The organism is Microbacterium sp. PF5, assembly GCF_004794315.1.
Classification (GTDB): Bacteria; Actinomycetota; Actinomycetes; order Actinomycetales; family Microbacteriaceae; genus Microbacterium; species Microbacterium sufflavum.
Window position 1 is genome coordinate 1 of record NZ_SSDQ01000129.1, and the last position, 14,953, is coordinate 14,953.

Annotated in this window: 11 protein-coding genes; 9 read left to right on the forward strand and 2 right to left on the reverse strand. The window is 70.2% G+C overall.

Features of this window, described 5'->3' with window-relative positions; translation table 11 throughout:
- Window positions 1–288 precede the first annotated feature (288 nt).
- From DW297_RS11065 to DW297_RS11075, 3 genes are all read left to right on the forward strand, one after another.
- Entirely contained in the window at window positions 289–963 is a 675-nt protein-coding gene (locus DW297_RS11065; RefSeq protein ID WP_136032306.1) for a hypothetical protein, read from the forward strand.
- A gap of 202 nt (window positions 964–1,165) precedes the next feature.
- Window positions 1,166–4,303 carry a fibrinogen-like YCDxxxxGGGW domain-containing protein gene (locus DW297_RS11070; protein ID WP_136032308.1) on the forward strand — a complete coding sequence of 1,046 codons (3,138 nt, stop codon included), beginning with the start codon at window positions 1,166–1,168 and terminating at the stop codon, window positions 4,301–4,303.
- Window positions 4,304–4,602: 299 nt separating this feature from the next.
- Window positions 4,603–5,502, forward strand: a complete 900-nt coding sequence (locus DW297_RS11075) for an alpha/beta fold hydrolase (protein ID WP_136032311.1) — start codon at window positions 4,603–4,605, stop codon at window positions 5,500–5,502.
- Here the strand turns inward: DW297_RS11075 and DW297_RS11080 are convergent.
- Complete coding sequence (locus DW297_RS11080; protein WP_136032312.1) at window positions 5,462–5,947, reverse strand: Lrp/AsnC family transcriptional regulator; 486 nt, start codon at window positions 5,945–5,947, stop codon at window positions 5,462–5,464. The genes DW297_RS11075 and DW297_RS11080 overlap by 41 nt on opposite strands.
- Before the next feature lie 169 nt (window positions 5,948–6,116).
- On the opposite strand from DW297_RS11080, the gene pdhA reads away from it, so the two are divergent.
- From pdhA to DW297_RS11095, 3 genes are read left to right on the forward strand one after another with little or no spacing between them, the layout of a single operon-like run.
- Entirely contained in the window at window positions 6,117–7,232 is a 1,116-nt protein-coding gene (gene pdhA / locus DW297_RS11085) for a pyruvate dehydrogenase (acetyl-transferring) E1 component subunit alpha (RefSeq protein ID WP_136032314.1), read from the forward strand.
- 1 nt (window position 7,233) lies between these two features.
- Window positions 7,234–8,244, forward strand: coding sequence for an alpha-ketoacid dehydrogenase subunit beta (locus DW297_RS11090; RefSeq protein WP_136032316.1), 1,011 nt, complete (start codon window positions 7,234–7,236; stop codon window positions 8,242–8,244).
- A complete protein-coding gene (locus DW297_RS11095; RefSeq protein WP_136032317.1) occupies window positions 8,241–9,611 on the forward strand; it encodes a dihydrolipoamide acetyltransferase family protein in 1,371 nt (456 codons plus the stop codon). Before DW297_RS11090 ends, DW297_RS11095 begins: the two co-directional genes overlap by 4 nt.
- On the opposite strand, the gene DW297_RS11100 is transcribed toward DW297_RS11095, so the two are convergent.
- Window positions 9,604–10,206 carry a TetR/AcrR family transcriptional regulator gene (locus DW297_RS11100; RefSeq protein WP_136032319.1) on the reverse strand — a complete coding sequence of 201 codons (603 nt, stop codon included), beginning with the start codon at window positions 10,204–10,206 and terminating at the stop codon, window positions 9,604–9,606. The two genes, DW297_RS11095 and DW297_RS11100, sit on opposite strands and share 8 nt — an antisense overlap.
- A gap of 112 nt (window positions 10,207–10,318) precedes the next feature.
- On the opposite strand from DW297_RS11100, the gene DW297_RS11105 reads away from it, so the two are divergent.
- The 3 genes from DW297_RS11105 to DW297_RS11115 are packed head-to-tail and all read left to right on the forward strand — an operon-like array spanning window position 10,319 to window position 14,951.
- Window positions 10,319–11,872 carry a carboxyl transferase domain-containing protein gene (locus DW297_RS11105; RefSeq protein WP_136032321.1) on the forward strand — a complete coding sequence of 518 codons (1,554 nt, stop codon included), beginning with the start codon at window positions 10,319–10,321 and terminating at the stop codon, window positions 11,870–11,872.
- 5 nt (window positions 11,873–11,877) lie between these two features.
- A complete protein-coding gene (locus DW297_RS11110; protein WP_136032323.1) occupies window positions 11,878–13,803 on the forward strand; it encodes an acetyl/propionyl/methylcrotonyl-CoA carboxylase subunit alpha in 1,926 nt (641 codons plus the stop codon).
- The gene (locus tag DW297_RS11115) at window positions 13,800–14,951 is read left to right on the forward strand and encodes an acyl-CoA dehydrogenase family protein (protein WP_136032325.1); all 1,152 of its coding nucleotides are present in this window, start codon (window positions 13,800–13,802) and stop codon (window positions 14,949–14,951) included. The genes DW297_RS11110 and DW297_RS11115 overlap by 4 nt, the downstream gene beginning before the upstream one ends.
- The last annotated feature ends 2 nt before the right edge of the window (window positions 14,952–14,953 follow it).

A 14,953-nucleotide genomic window follows, 5' to 3' on the forward strand; every position in this document is an offset into this window, starting at 1 on the left:
CACGCCAACTACCGCGGCACACCCGACCTCACCTTCGACGCCGCACTCACCATGCCGCGGTGACCGGAGGGGCGGGGTCGGGCGCCTCCGGGTGCCCGGCCCCGTCCGCATCGCAAATCGATCCGGGATTCCGGCGTAATGAATCGGGCGTCGAAACGTCTCATGATATGGGGACGTTCGCAGCGGGGGTGAGCTGAGCCGGAGGCATCTGCCTGCCGCCTCACCCGCGCCCGGATTCGGTCGTGGGTGCAGTGCGCCGATACGCAACGACGGACACGAAGGAATCCGATGTACCTGAAGGGAACTCGAGCACGCACCTGGGGGATGCGTGCTCTGGTGGGAGCGACGATCGCCGCCACCGCATTCACGACCTCGCTGGTGACCGCCGCCTCGGCGGGCGGAGCGGTGTTCGAGATGATGACCGCGCATTCGCCGGCGGCGAAGGGGGCGAAGATGGTCACGATCCACAGCGGGTCGACGTGGGCGTGGCGGTACTCGACCCAGGCTCTGCCCGACGACTGGAACGGCGTGGACTACGACGCCGCCGGGTGGAACAGCGGGCCGGGTCTCCTCGGCCGCGGCGTCACGGGGGAGACCACGAACATCGACCCCACGAGCCTGTCCGCGAAGCCGGTCAGCGCCCAGTTCCGCAAGGCGTTCACGGTCACCGGGGCCGGGCGCGTGCATGACGGCACGGTCACGGTGATCGCCGATGACGGAGTGGTCGTGTACCTCAACGGGGTCGATCTCGGCCGGGCGAACCTGCCGACGGGGCCACTCGACCAGGACACGCTCGCCACGGCTGCCCCGCGGGCGGACGCGGCCGCACGGAAGACGTTCACCTTCGTCGTTCCGGCGAAGCTGCTCGTCGAGGGCACCAACGTGATCGCCGCCTCCGTGCACGCGAACACGCCGACCACGCGGGACCTCAGCTACGACCTCACGCTCCAGATGCCCCGCTGACATGGCAGGACGCAGGGCACACTTCGCGACAGGCCAACATTCTACGTATCACTGCGTAATGAACCCGGTGTCCCTGCGTCTCATGAGTGTGCAGCGTCTGTGACGCCTGCGCGCACGCGCGACCGCGGCGAACTCGTGGGGTGGGTTCGTCGTGCAAGAAGCCAGAGATCGGCCTGAGCCGATGACAGAGAAGAAGGATTCGATGAATCGCATGCAGAACAGGGTGCGGGGCTGGGGTGCCCGCGCTCTCGTCGGCGCGGCTTTGGCCGCCGCCGCGGTAGCGGGGTCGCTGGTCGTCCCGGCCGCGGCGTCGGCCGCGACGGCGCTTCCCGACGGCAAGACCCAGGAGACGGCCGCCGCGTCGTGCTGGGAGATCAAGCAGAACTATCCGTCCCAGCCGAGCGGTGTCTACTGGCTCCTGACGCCGAAGCTCGTCTACCCGCAGCAGTTCTACTGCGACCAGGTGAGTCTCGGCGGCGGCTGGGTGATGATCGGCCGCGGGCGCGAGGGATGGAAGGAGAACTACAACGGCCTCGGTACCCCCGAGCAGATCTTCTCCACGCCCAGCGGTACGGCGGCATTCAAGCCCGCGCAGCTTCCCGCCAAGACGGTGGACGGACTGCTCAACGGCGGACGACCCGATCAGCTTCCGCCGAACAGCATTCGCGTCAACCGCGCTTCGGCGCTGGACGGCACCCGCTGGCAGGAGGTCCGCTTCAGCCTGACCCGGCGCGACCGCTGGAACTGGACCCTGAGCGGCGGCAACCCGGTGGGCAGCTGGGTGTTCGGCGGCTACACCGGGTCCGGCGGGTGGACAGGTTCCGTCGGGTGGGGTGGCCCCACCATGCCCCAGGGTTATGGTTTCGGTAACGACGACGGCACCGGGTGGAACATGACCGGGGTTGCTCAACGAGCGACGCACAAGTACCTCGAGGGCTGGTCCTACGGTGCACAGGTCACCGGCGCCGACACTCCCACCTCCTACATGTGGGCCCCGGCCGGACAGGGGTACGCCATCCCGTTCGCCCAGATGTTCGTCAGACCACAGCTGAAACTCGCCGACCTGGACTTCGGGACGGTGCCATCGACGGGCACGCCGGCATCGACGCTGCCCTCCATCCCGAACAGCGACGCGATGAAGACCGTATGGGGGGTCTCCGGTCTGGCGAACGGCCAGGCCGGGGAACTCAACGTCGAGGTGGCCGAATTCGGTCAGGCCGGTAACACGGTGTTCGCGGGCGGCAACTTCCAGTACGTGCAGCAGACGCGCGATGGTGCCGGCAAGGTGGAGCAACCCTACCTTGCGGGATTCGACGTGAACACCGGTCAGTGGGTGTCGTCCTTCCGGCCCGTCCTGAACGGCCAGGTCAAGGCGATCGCGACGCTGCCCGATGGGCGTCTCGCGATCGGCGGGCAGTTCACGACGGTCAACGGTGTCGCTCAGCCAGCCCTGGCCTTCCTGGATCCGGTGACGGGGCAGCTCTCCGGGCAGCAGGTCAAGGCGGAGCACCGCACGGTCGGTGCGGTTCCCTACATCCACGATCTGGATATCCAGGGCGGTTATCTCTACGTCGCCGGCTCGATGACGCACCTCACCGCAGTGGGGACGACGACGAGTGCGAGCGCCTGGAACGGGGGTCGCATCAATCTCGCGACGGGCCTTCCGGACACCAACTGGAACGCGAACCTCAACGGCACCACGGTCGCCGTGGACGCATCCGCGCGGGGCGATCGTGCCTACTTCGCGGGGTACTTCGACTCCAAGGGTGGCACGTACACGCCGGACGGAACGGCGATTCAGACGGGTGCCGGGGCTCCGCTGACGAGTCCGGTGTGGGTGCCGTCGTTCAGTGAGTCGACCGTCGACGCCCAGGGGCACTATCAGGGGTACCTGTGGCAGAACGGTGTCGCGGAGATCGGAGACCGGGTGTACCTCGGCGGGTCGCAGCACTCGCTGTTCGGCTACGACCGCAACACCTTCCAGCGCGTCAGCGGATCCATCACCCACAACGGTGGCGACATCCAGACCGTGGACGACAACGGATCCATCGTGGTGGCGGGGTGCCACTGCGGCGACCACGCCTACCAGGACAAGTACCTGAAGAAGGAGATCACGGACCCGTGGACCGAGGTCGACAAGATCAACTACGCCGGTGCCTGGGATGCGGCGACGGGCAAGTACATCCCCGACTGGTCCCCGGTCGTGCAGTCGCGCGCGGGTCAGGGTGTGTGGGGCTCGTTCTTCGACAGCACCGGCGCGCTCTGGATCGGTGGTGATCTGACCGACTCCATGCGGGCGGGGCAGGTCAACCAGTGGTCCGGCGGTTTCATCCGGTTCGCGCCGCGGGACTCGGTGGCCCCGACGACGCCGGGCGCGATGTCGTCGACGCCGAACGCGGATGGGACGACCGCGACGCTCGCGTGGGGGGCATCCTCCGATGCGGGTTCCGGTGTGACGTACGAGGTGCTGCGTGGCAACCGGGTGATCGCGTCGACGACGGCCGCGAACCTGACGGTCCCGGTTCCTGCCGAGGCGACGACCTACGTCGTGCGGGCGCGGGATGTCACGGGCAACCGCTCGGCGTCCACCGCGGTGTTCACTCTGCAGCCGGCGTCCCCGAACGCATTGACGTTCGTGACGAACGGGGACTCGTGGTCGTGGCGGTACTCGTCGGATGCGCTGCCGGCGGACTGGAACGCGGCGACCTTCGATGCGTCGTCGTGGGCGGTCGGAAAGGGCCTGTTCGCGCGGGGCGTGTCGGGGGCGGCGACGAACATCGATCCCTCGAACCTGGCGACCAAGCCGCTGAGCGCGCAGTTCCGCAAGACGTTCACGGTGGACGACCCGACGACGGTGGTGAACGGCAAGGTCTCGGTGATCGCCAATGATGGTGTGGTCGTGTACCTGAACGGGGTGGAGCTCGGTCGGGTGCGGATGCCCGCGGGTGCGATCACGCAGAACTCGCTGGCGAACGCCGTGGTCTCGAATGCGACAGCGGTCGGCAACCGGGTCGTGTTCGACGTCCCGGCCGGTGCACTCGTCGCCGGCACGAACGTGATCGCCGCATCGGTGCACGCGAACTACCGTGCGACGCCCGACCTGAGCTTCGACCTGGCGTTCACGGCGGAGCGGGGCACGGCTCCGGCTCCCGCACCGGGCACGGTGACGGTGTCGCGCACGCGCTGGTTCTCGGTGACGATGTGGCGCACGCGGGCTCCGTGCTCCCACGTCGCGTCCACCTGGGTGCCGTCGGTGAGCCACGGCACACCCGCGTCGAGCGGTTGGCGATGCGACCACACCTGCGCGTCCGGAGAGTCGACACGGCACACCAGCAGTTGATCGTCCGGCTGCGTTCTGGCGTGCACCTGTGCGGCGAGGTCGTAACGGAGGACCGTGGTGGCCCCGAGCTCCATCGAACGCCAATCGAAGCGGAAGCGATGGGGGTCGACGTCCTCAAGCGTGGCGGACGGCACGAACTGCTTCCAGGTGGGCTCCACCTGCGCGACATCCCTGGATGTGAACTGCACCTTCGGCTCCTCGTTGCGTGACCGACCCGAAGAGGAAGGCCACTTGGGACGATAACCCATCATGCTGACACCGAGGCAGAGGGTGGCGTCGGTCGCTCGTAGACTCGGGGTATGACCGTGCCTTCCCCCTACGCGGACCGCCTGAGCACCCTCCCCGTGGAGCGCCACGAGGTCGCCGTCCGCGGCGGTGTCACGGCGTACTGGGAGTACGGTCCGCGCGACGCCGACACGACCATCGTCGCCGTGCACGGGTTCCGCGGCGAGCACCACGGCCTCGAGCCGGTGCTCGCGTACCTTCCGGAGGTGCGGGTTCTGGTCCCGGATCTCCCGGGCTTCGGGGAGACCGCGCCGCTCCCCGGACGGCGCCACGACCTCGACGAGTACGCCGCGTGGTTGACGGACTTCGTCGCAGCCACCGCCCCGGGAGCGGTGATCCTCGGCCACTCCTTCGGCTCCATCGTCGCGGCGGCCGCCGTCGCGGGAGGTCTCGCGACGCCGCGCCTGATCCTCCTCAACCCCATCGGCGCGCCGGCACTGGAGGGGCCGAAGGGGCTGATGACCCGGCTGGCGGTGCTCTACTACGCCCTCGGCGCGAAGCTGCCCGACCGGCTCGGTACCGCGGTGCTGCGAAACCGGGTCATCGTGCGCGTGATGAGCATCACGATGGCGAAGACCCGCGACCCGGGGCTGCGCCGCTTCATCCACGATCAGCACGACACCTACTTCTCCCGGTTCTCCGACCGCGACGTGCTGCACGATGCGTTCGTCGCGAGCGTGTCGCACGACGTGCGCGAGTTCGCGCCGCGCATCGACGTGCCGACGCTGCTGGTCGCGGCGCAGCGCGACGACATCACGCCCATCGAGGCGGAGCGGCGGCTGGCGACCCTGTTCGCCGACGCGGAACTCGTCGAGATCGCCCACGTCGGTCATCTGATCCACTACGAGACCCCGGTCGAAGCAGCCGGGGCGATCAGGCGCTTCCTGAGGATTCCCGTCGCGCGAGGCCGATGAGCCCCGCCACCCGGAACGGGATCACCTCGCCCATGGCCAGGGAGGTCTCGGTGCGCTCGACCCCGTCGATCGACAGGATGCGCGCGTCGGTGTCGAACAGGTGCCTGGCGTCACGGCACGCGACGCGGGCGAGGAGGTCGATCGATCCGCTGAGTCCGTGCGCCTGCACGACCTCGGGGATGCGGGCGAGTTCGGTGATGATGCGGGGAAGCTCGGTCTGGCGTACGCCGATGCTGACGAAGGCCTGCAGCGGGAAGCCCAGGACGTCGGGGGAGAAGGCGCGCTCGTAGGAGAGGAAGACGCCGGTCTGATCCAGGCGGGCCATCCGCGCCTGGATCGTGTTGCGTGACAGCCCCATCTTCTCCGCGAGCGCGACGATCGTGATCCGCGGATCGTCGGCGAGCGACGCGAGCAGCTCGAGATCGATTCGGTCCAGTCCAGGCATAGTGCCAAACCCTAGCAGGCCCGAACTGGCGAAAAATGAGCAACATGCTCAGGTGGTGGACGATTGCTTGAGCGAGGTGTTGAGCAGACGTACCCTCAGACCATGCCGGTGATGACGCCGGCACCGTTGCGCGAAGCCCCACGAGGGCCGCCGGACGAGGAGGACGACGATGTCACCGCAGGCCACACCGATCGCAGACACCGCCCAGGATCTGGAACTCTCGGAGCGTCTTCTCGCCCCGGACGGGTCCCGCGTCCCGAACCCGCGCCTCGACCCGTTCGTCGTGGACGTGGACGCCGCGCAGCTCCGCGCGCTCCACCGCGACATGGTCGTACTCCGTCGCATCGACGCGGAGGGCGTGGCGCTGCAGCGTCAGGGCCAGCTCGGACTGTGGGCGCCGTGTCAGGGCCAGGAGGCGACGCAGATCGGCACCGCCCGAGCTCTCGACCCCCGCGACTTCGTGTTCCCCAGCTACCGTGAGACCGGCGTGATCTACGCGCGCGGCGCCCAGCCGGGCGATTACGTGCGCATGTGGCGCGGGGAGGAGGGGGCGGCGTACGACCCCGCGGCTCTCGGTGTCGCGCCGCTGCAGATCATCATCGGCGCGCAGACGCTCCACGCCGTCGGCTACGCACTGGGGATCCAGCACGAGAAGGCGGCGGAAGTGGCGGTCACCTATTTCGGTGACGGTGCGACGAGTCAGGGTGACGTCAACGAGGCGATGATCTTCGCCGCCTCGTACCAGGCCCCCGTCGTGTTCGTGTGTCAGAACAACCACTGGGCGATCTCGGAGCCGGTCGCCGTGCAGTCCCAGTACCCGATCGCGGGACGGGCGCCCGGATTCGGGATCCCCAGCCTGCGGGTCGACGGCAACGACGTGCTCGCGTGCCTGGCGGCGATGCGGTGGGCTCTCGACCATGCGCGTTCCGGCCGTGGACCCGCGTACATCGAGGCCGTGACCTACCGCATGGGCCCGCACACCACCGCGGACGACCCCACCCGGTACCGCGACGACGCGGAGCTGGAGGCCTGGCGTCGGCGGGATCCGATCGCTCGGCTGGAGGCGTACCTGCGCCGTGTGGGGGAGTTCGACGACGACCACGTGGCGGACACGCAGGCGGCGGCTGACGCGGTGGCGAAGGAGATGCGGGCGGCCTGTCTCGGAATGGTCACGCGTCCGCCGCTGGCCGTGTTCGACGGCGTGTACGCCGAGCCGCACACGGGGCTGGAGCGTCAGCGCGACGAGTACGCCGCGTACCTCGCGTCGTTCGAGAGCGAGGTGTGACATGACCCAGCTCACGCTCGGCAAGGCCCTCGGCGCCGGACTGCGCCAGGCCATGCGGGACGACGACCGGGTCGTGCTCCTCGGCGAGGACATCGGCAAGCTCGGAGGGGTGTTCCGCATCACCGACGGACTGCTCGACGAGTTCGGCGCCGCGCGGGTGATCGACACCCCGCTCGCCGAGTCGGGCATCGTCGGCACGGCGGTCGGGCTCGCGTTCCGCGGCTACCGCCCGGTGGTCGAGATCCAGTTCGACGGCTTCGTGTACCCGGCATTCGATCAGATCGTGTCGCAGGTGGCGAAGCTGCACTATCGGACTCAGGGCCGGGTGAAGATGCCCCTCACGATCCGCATCCCGTGGGCCGGAGGCATCGGAGCCGCGGAGCACCACTCCGAGTCGCCGGAGGCCTACTTCGCGCACACCGCCGGGCTGCGCGTCGTCGCGGTGTCGAACCCGCAGGACGCGTACCGCAGCCTGCGCCAGGCGATCGCCTCGGACGACCCTGTCGTCTTCTTCGAGCCCAAGCGCCTCTACCACCACAAGGGCGAGGTCGACCTGGAGGCACCGCTCGCCGACGCGCCGCCGATGGGACTCGCCCGTGTCGTCCGTGCGGGCACGGACGCGACGGTGATCGCCTACGGTGCGATGGTGACGACGGCGCTGCAGGCCGCCGACGCCGCTGAAGACGAGGGGCTGTCGTTGGAGGTCGTCGATCTCCGCTCGCTCTCGCCCGTGGACTACGACTCGGTCGCCGCCTCGGTGCGCAAGACGGGCCGGGTCGTGGTCGCGCACGAAGCCTCCAGGGAAGCCGGGCTCGGTGCCGAGGTCATCGCCAGCATCACCGAGCGCTGCTTCGAGTACCTCGAGCACGCGCCGCTGCGCGTGACCGGACACGACGTGCCGTATCCGCCCGCGAAGCTCGAGAAGTACCATCTGCCCGACCTCGACCGCATCCTCGACGCTGTCGATCGCGTGATGGACCGCCCGAACAGCCTGACGGGAGCGGACGCATGATCGCCGAGTTCCGTCTGCCCGACCTGGGGGAAGGGCTCACCGAGGCGGAGGTCGTGCAGTGGCTCGTCTCGCCCGGCGAGAAGGTGGCGCTGAACCAGACCCTCGCCGAGGTCGAGACCGCGAAGGCCGTGGTGGAACTGCCCTCGCCCTACGAGGGCACCGTGTCCAGCCTGCATGCCGAGGCGGGCGAGACCGTGGCGGTGGGGGCACCGCTCATCGCCTTCGACGTCGCCGGTGAGGAACCGCAGACTCCGACCCCCGCGATCGAGGGTGCCGAGGCCGAAGGCAGCGAGAAGACGCAGCCGAACCTCGTCGGCTACGGTGCTGCTCCCACGACGGCGGGCCGGCCCGCGCGGCGTGCCCGTCGGATCGGTGGCGCGAGTCCGGCGGCGGACACCGCGGTGCTGGAGGCCGCCCCCCACGACGCCTCGCCCTCGGCGTCCGTGGAGACCGTGATCGAACGGCCGCGCTCGACGCCGCCCGTGCGGGCGCACGCGAAGCGCCTCGGCGTCGACCTGGTGCTGGTCGCGGCGGAGGTCGGCGACCGGCTGATCACACGTCAGGATGTCGACGCGTACGCCGAGCGGCTCGCGGCCCGCTCGGACGCGACGCGCACGCCCGCGCCCGTGCCGGGGAGTGCCGCTCGTCCGACCGGCCACCAGCCCGACCGCGAGACCCGCATCCCGATCCGGGGAGTACGCAAGCACACCGCGGCGGCGATGGTGCAGAGCGCGTTCACGGCGCCGCACGTCACCGTCTTCCACACGGTCGACGTCACCGCGACGATGGACCTACTGGCACGACTGCGCGAGGACCGCGCACTCAGTGGCCACCGGATCGGTCCGCTCGCCGTCGTCGCGAAGGCGGTGTGCCTCGCCCTCGGCGGGGCGCCGGGCCTGAACGCGCGGTGGGATGAAGAGGCGGGCGAGATCGTCCAGCACGGCTACGTCGACCTCGGGATCGCCGCGGCGACCGAGCGGGGCCTGATCGTGCCGATGATCCGCGATGCGGAGCGGATGACCCTGGTGGAACTCGCGGATGCCATCGCGGCGCTCGCAGAGACGGCTCGCGCGGGCAAGACGTCGCCCGCGGAGCTGTCCGGCGGCACGTTCTCGATCTCGAACATCGGAGTGTTCGGCGTGGATGCCGGGACGCCGATCCTGCCGCCGGGTCAGTCGGGCATCCTCGCGGTCGGTGCGGTCAGGCGGCAGCCGTGGGAACACGCCGGAGAGATCGCGCTGCGTCAGGTGATGACGCTGAGCCTCTCGTTCGACCACCGGATTGTGGACGGCGCGGAGGGCGCCGCGTTCCTGAAGGCCGTGGCCGACGTGCTCGAGGAGCCCGGCAGGGCGATGCTGCTCAGATGAGGGCGCGCAGCGCCGCCTCCGCCATCGTGACCAGTACGGTCGCGGTGGCGGAGTGCCGCCTCGTCGCGGCTCGCGTGCTGTGGGGCGTCGAGTTGATCAGCCCGAAGCACGCCTGGACGCGCAGCCGGAGTTCGTCGCGGGCGACGTCGTCGCGGGGATCGATCGCGGCGAGCGCGTCCATCCAGAGCTCGATGTAGGCACGCTGGAGCCGGCGGACCTCGGCGCGGTCGGCGTCGGCCAGATGCGCGACGTCGCGGTCCTGCACCTGGATGACCTCGGCGTTGCCGAGCGCGAAGTCCACGTGGAACCGGATGAGCGCGCGCATGCGCTCCTGAGGGTCGGCGGCGGATACCGCCACGCGGTCACCCCCGTCGACCAGGTCGTGGCTGACCTTCACGAGCACGGCACCGAGCAGGGCCTGTTTTCCCGCGAAGTGTCGGTAGACGGCGGGGCCGGAGACGCCGACCGCTGCGCCGATCTCCTCGAGGCTCACGCCGGTGTAGCCGCGGTCGGCGAACAGCCGGGCGGCCGCGTGCAGCAGCGCGTCGGACCGCTCTGCTTTCGCGCGGTCCCTGGCGGTGAGCGGGCTTGTCATCTCAGTTAATCCTCGCTAACCTGAATCATCGGGTTAGTGAACACTAACCGAGAATGCGTGCACCGCGCCAGGGCAGTCCGTGGCGCGGTCGTGGGTCGAGGAGGACATCACGATGCCGGCAACCCAGGAAGATCTGGCGCACGAGCTCCGTGCTCGGATCGCGACCGCCGCCCTCGGCGGTCCGGAGGCGTCGCGCGAACGTCATGTCGCGCGCGGCAAGCTGCTTCCGCGCGACCGGGTCGCGCGGGTGCTCGACGAGGGCAGCCCCTTCATGGAGATCGCTCCGCTGGCGGCGGACGGCCTGTACGGGGGAGAGGCGCCGGGAGCCGGGGTCATCGCGGGTATCGGACTCGTACACGGCCGCCACGTCATGGTCGTCTGCAACGACGCGACAGTGAAGGGCGGCACCTACTACCCGCTCACGGTCAAGAAGCACCTGCGGGCACAGGAGATCGCGCTCGAGAACCGCCTCCCGTGCCTGTATCTCGTCGACTCGGGCGGGGCGTTCCTGCCGCGACAGGACGAGGTCTTCCCCGATCGCGACCACTTCGGGCGCATCTTCTTCCACCAGGCGCGCCTCTCGGCCGCGGGTGTTCCGCAGCTCGCCGCCGTGCTCGGGTCGTGCACCGCTGGGGGAGCGTATGTCCCGGCGATGAGCGACGAGACGGTGATCGTGCGCGATCAGGGCACCATCTTCCTGGGCGGACCTCCGCTCGTGAAAGCCGCGATCGGCGAGGTCGTCTCCGCGGAGGAGCTCGGGGGTGGAGAGCTCCACGCGAAGCGCAGCGGCGTCGTCGACCACCTCGCGGAGGATGACGAGCACGCACTGGAGATCCTGCGGGACATCGTCGCGACGCTTCCCGCGCCCGCCTCGCCCGCCTGGGAGGTCGTCGAGAGCAGACCGCCGTCCGAGACGGGCTCACTGTACGACGTGGTCCCGGTGGACGTGAACGCGTCCTACGACGTGCACGTCGTGATCGACCGGCTCGTCGACGGCGATACCTTCCGGGAGTTCAAGGCCGAATACGGCACCACCCTCGTCACCGGCTTCGCGCGCCTCCACGGACACCCGGTCGGCATCGTCGCGAACAACGGCGTGCTGTTCAGCGAGTCGGCGCTCAAGGGCGCCCACTTCATCGAGCTGTGCGACCAGCGCGGCATCCCGCTGCTGTTCCTGCAGAACATCACCGGCTTCATGGTCGGGTCGGACGCGGAGGCCGGAGGGATCGCGAAGGACGGGGCCAAGATGGTCACCGCGGTCGCGACCACCCGTGTCCCGAAGCTCACCGTGATCATCGGCGGGTCGTTCGGGGCGGGCAACTACTCGATGTGCGGACGCGCCTACTCCCCGCGGTTCCTGTGGACGTGGCCGGCGAGCCGCATCTCGGTCATGGGCGGTGCTCAGGCCGCATCGGTCCTGGCCACGGTGAAAGAGGACCAGCTGGCCGCGCGCGGTGAGACCTGGGCGCCCGACGACCGTGCGGCGTTCGAGGAGCCGATCCGCGAGCAGTACGAGCGGCAGGGCGAGCCGTACTACGCCACGGCGCGCCTGTGGGACGACGGCATCGTCGACCCCGCGCAGACCCGCGACCTGCTCGGGCTGGCGCTCGATGTCGTCTCCCGCACCCCGCTGCCCGAACCGCGCTTCGGCGTCTTCCGGATGTGAGTCCCATGTCTTCGTCACCGCGTCTCTCCTTCACCACCGTCCTCGTCGCGAACCGCGGCGAGATCGCCCGACGCATCATCCGCACGCTCCGCGCTCTGGGTATCCGCAGTGTCGCGGTCTACAGCGATGCCGACGCGGGGGCACCCCATGTGCGCGAGGCCGATGTGGCGGTCCGCATCGGGCCGGCTCCGGCGGCCGAGTCCTATCTCGACATCGATGCCGTCGTCGCGGCCGCGCGGGCCACCGGCGCGCAGGCGATCCACCCCGGCTACGGCTTCCTGTCCGAGAGCGTCGGGCTGGCGGAGGCGTGCGCCGAGAGCGGAATCGTGTTCGTCGGCCCCTCCGTGACGGCTCTGCAGGTCATGGGCGACAAGGCCAGGGCGCGGGACCACGTCGCGCGGAGCGGGGTGCCGGTCGTTCCGGGGTTCGACGCACGCGGGCTGTCCGACGCGGAGATCGAGGAGGAGGCGGACGCGGTCGGGTTCCCCCTCCTGGTGAAGCCGAGCGCGGGCGGAGGCGGCAAGGGCATGGAGGTCGTCGCGGACGCGGCCGCACTGCGCCCCGCCCTGTCCTCCGCGCGACGGGTCGCCGCCGCGGCCTTCGGCGACGACGCGCTCATCCTCGAACGGCTCATCGCCCGGCCGCGGCACATCGAGGTGCAGGTCTTCGGCGATGCACACGGCCGGGTGGTGGCGCTGGGTGAGCGCGAGTGCACGCTGCAGCGACGGCATCAGAAGGTCATCGAGGAGGCGCCGTCGGCCGGCATCCCCGAGGACACGCGCGACCGGCTCCTGACGGCGGCGGTGCGCGCGGCGGAGAGCGTCGCCTACGTCGGGGTCGGCACCGTGGAGTTCCTGGTCGATGCGGACGCCCCGGAGAACGTGTTCTTCATCGAGATGAACACGCGCCTCCAGGTCGAGCACCCGGTGACGGAGGAAGTGACCGGGCTCGACCTCGTGGCGCTGCAACTGCAGGTCGCCGACGGTCGTCCCCTCGAGGTCGAGCCGCGCGGGCGGGGTCATGCCGTCGAGGCGCGCGTGTACGCCGAGGCTCCGGAGCGCGGCTTCCTGCCGTCCACCGGGACCGTGCTGCTGTTCGAGGCCCCGGATGGGGTCCGGGTCGACGCGGCTGTCGAGACGGGCAGCGTGGTGACGGGCTACTACGATCCGATGATCGCGAAGGTGATCGCTCACGCCGACGACCGGGCGACCGCCCTCCGCCGCCTGGACGACGCCCTGGCGCGCACCGTGGTGCTGGGGGTCGACACGAACATCGGGTTCCTGAGGCGGCTGCTGCACGACGAGCGTGTCGTCGCGGGCGACCTCGACACGGGGCTGATCGAGACGCTGCTCCCGCTGGAGCCGAGCCGACCCTCCGCATCGCAGCTCGCCGCTGCAGCCGCCGCTCTCCAGCCCGTCGGGGCATCGCCGCGAGCCGCCGACGCGCTGTGGGGACGACTCGCCGGGTGGCGGCTCGGCGCCGATCCCGCTCCGGTCGCGCCCCTCACCGTGCTCACGGATGACGACGCGGTGGTCGAGCTGCACGACGCCGACCCAGGACGTTCGACGGTGCGCGCGGCCGTGGATGCCGACGGGGCGGTGTGGGTCGTCGAAGACGGGGCCACCATGAGGCTTCTGCCCGTGGATCGGCGCGCGCGCCTCCAGCGTCGGCTGGCCGCGACCGGCGACGGTGGTCGCGCGAGCGAGCCGGAGGGACGAGCCCCGATGCCGGGGAGCGTGGTGGCCGTGCACGTCGCGGACGGCGCGGTCGTCGCGGCCGGCGAGCCGCTCGTCGCGATCGAGGCCATGAAGATGGAGCACCAGGTGCTCGCCCCGCACGACGGGGTGGTGCACCTGTTGGTCGCGATCGGCGACCAGGTACGGCGCGACCAACCGGTCGCCCGGGTGACGACGATGGAGGACGACCGATGATCGAGAGCCTGACCGACGAGGAGCGCGAGCTCGCGGGGATGGTGCGGGAGTTCGCCGACACCGTGGTCGCCCCGCAGTCCTACGAGGCCGACCGCACGCACACGCTCTCGATGGACGTGGTCGCGCAGATGGGCGAGCTCGGGCTGTTCGGCCTTCCCTTCCCCGAGGAGTACGGCGGACAGGGCGGCGACTATATGGCGCTCGGCATCGCGATCGAGGCGCTGGGCCGGGTCGACCAGTCGATCGCGATCACGTTGGAGGCGGGGGTCAGCCTGGGCGCGATGCCGATCTACCGGTTCGGCTCGGAGGAGCAGAAGCGCGAGCTGCTGCCTGACCTGCTCGCCGGACGCGCTCTCGCCGGGTTCGGGCTGACGGAGCCGGAGGCGGGAAGCGACGCCGGCGCCACGCGAACCACGGCACGGCTCGACGGTGACGACTGGGTGATCGACGGCTCCAAGCAGTTCATCACCAACTCCGGCACGCCGATCACGCGCTTCGTGACGGTGACCGCCGTGACCGGCGCGCCCGAGGGACGCAAGGAGATCTCGACGATCATCGTGCCCAACGGCACCCCGGGGTTCACGGTCGAGCCGCCCTACGACAAGGTCGGCTGGAACGCCTCGGACACCCACCCGCTCACGTTCGACGGGGCGAGGGTGCCCGCCGGCAACCTGCTGGGGGCGCGTGGCAGCGGGTTCCGCAACTTCCTGAGCATCCTCGACGAGGGTCGCATCGCGATCGCCGCCCTCTCCACCGGTGCGGCCGAGGGGTGCCTGGAGGCGGCGGTCGCCTACGCGAAGAGTCGCACGATCTTCGGCAGCGCGCTCAGCACCCGGCAGAACGCCCAGTTCACGCTCGCCCGCATGCGTGCGCGCGTGCACACCGCGCGACTCGCGTGGCACCATGCCGCCCGGTTGCGCGACGCGGGCTCCCCGTTCGCGGAGGCCGCGGCGATCGCGAAGCTCGTGGCGGGAGAGGCCGCGATGGACAACGCGCGGGATGCGACGCAGATCTTCGGCGGCAACGGCTTCATGAACGAGTTCCCCGTGGCACGCCACTACCGCGACTCCAAGATCCTCGAGATCGGCGAGGGCACGACGGAGGTCCAGCTGCTGGTGATCGCCAGGGCCCTGGGGCTCGCCGGGTAGCG

Bases quoted from the DNA above. Each gene is read 5' to 3' on its own strand.
- DW297_RS11070 (WP_136032308.1), top strand. From the start codon at position 1,166: ATGAATCGCATGCAGAACAGGGTGCGGGGCTGGGGTGCCCGCGCTCTC.
- DW297_RS11075 (WP_136032311.1), top strand. From the start codon at position 4,603: ATGACCGTGCCTTCCCCCTACGCGGACCGCCTGAGCACCCTCCCCGTG.
- DW297_RS11095 (WP_136032317.1), top strand. From the start codon at position 8,241: ATGATCGCCGAGTTCCGTCTGCCCGACCTGGGGGAAGGGCTCACCGAG.
- DW297_RS11105 (WP_136032321.1), top strand. From the start codon at position 10,319: ATGCCGGCAACCCAGGAAGATCTGGCGCACGAGCTCCGTGCTCGGATC.
- DW297_RS11115 (WP_136032325.1), top strand. From the start codon at position 13,800: ATGATCGAGAGCCTGACCGACGAGGAGCGCGAGCTCGCGGGGATGGTG.
- DW297_RS11100 (WP_136032319.1), bottom strand. From the start codon at position 10,206: ATGACAAGCCCGCTCACCGCCAGGGACCGCGCGAAAGCAGAGCGGTCC.
- DW297_RS11110 (WP_136032323.1), top strand. From the start codon at position 11,878: ATGTCTTCGTCACCGCGTCTCTCCTTCACCACCGTCCTCGTCGCGAAC.
- DW297_RS11080 (WP_136032312.1), bottom strand. From the start codon at position 5,947: ATGCCTGGACTGGACCGAATCGATCTCGAGCTGCTCGCGTCGCTCGCC.
- DW297_RS11065 (WP_136032306.1), top strand. From the start codon at position 289: ATGTACCTGAAGGGAACTCGAGCACGCACCTGGGGGATGCGTGCTCTG.
- DW297_RS11090 (WP_136032316.1), top strand. From the start codon at position 7,234: ATGACCCAGCTCACGCTCGGCAAGGCCCTCGGCGCCGGACTGCGCCAG.
- pdhA (WP_136032314.1), top strand. From the start codon at position 6,117: ATGTCACCGCAGGCCACACCGATCGCAGACACCGCCCAGGATCTGGAA.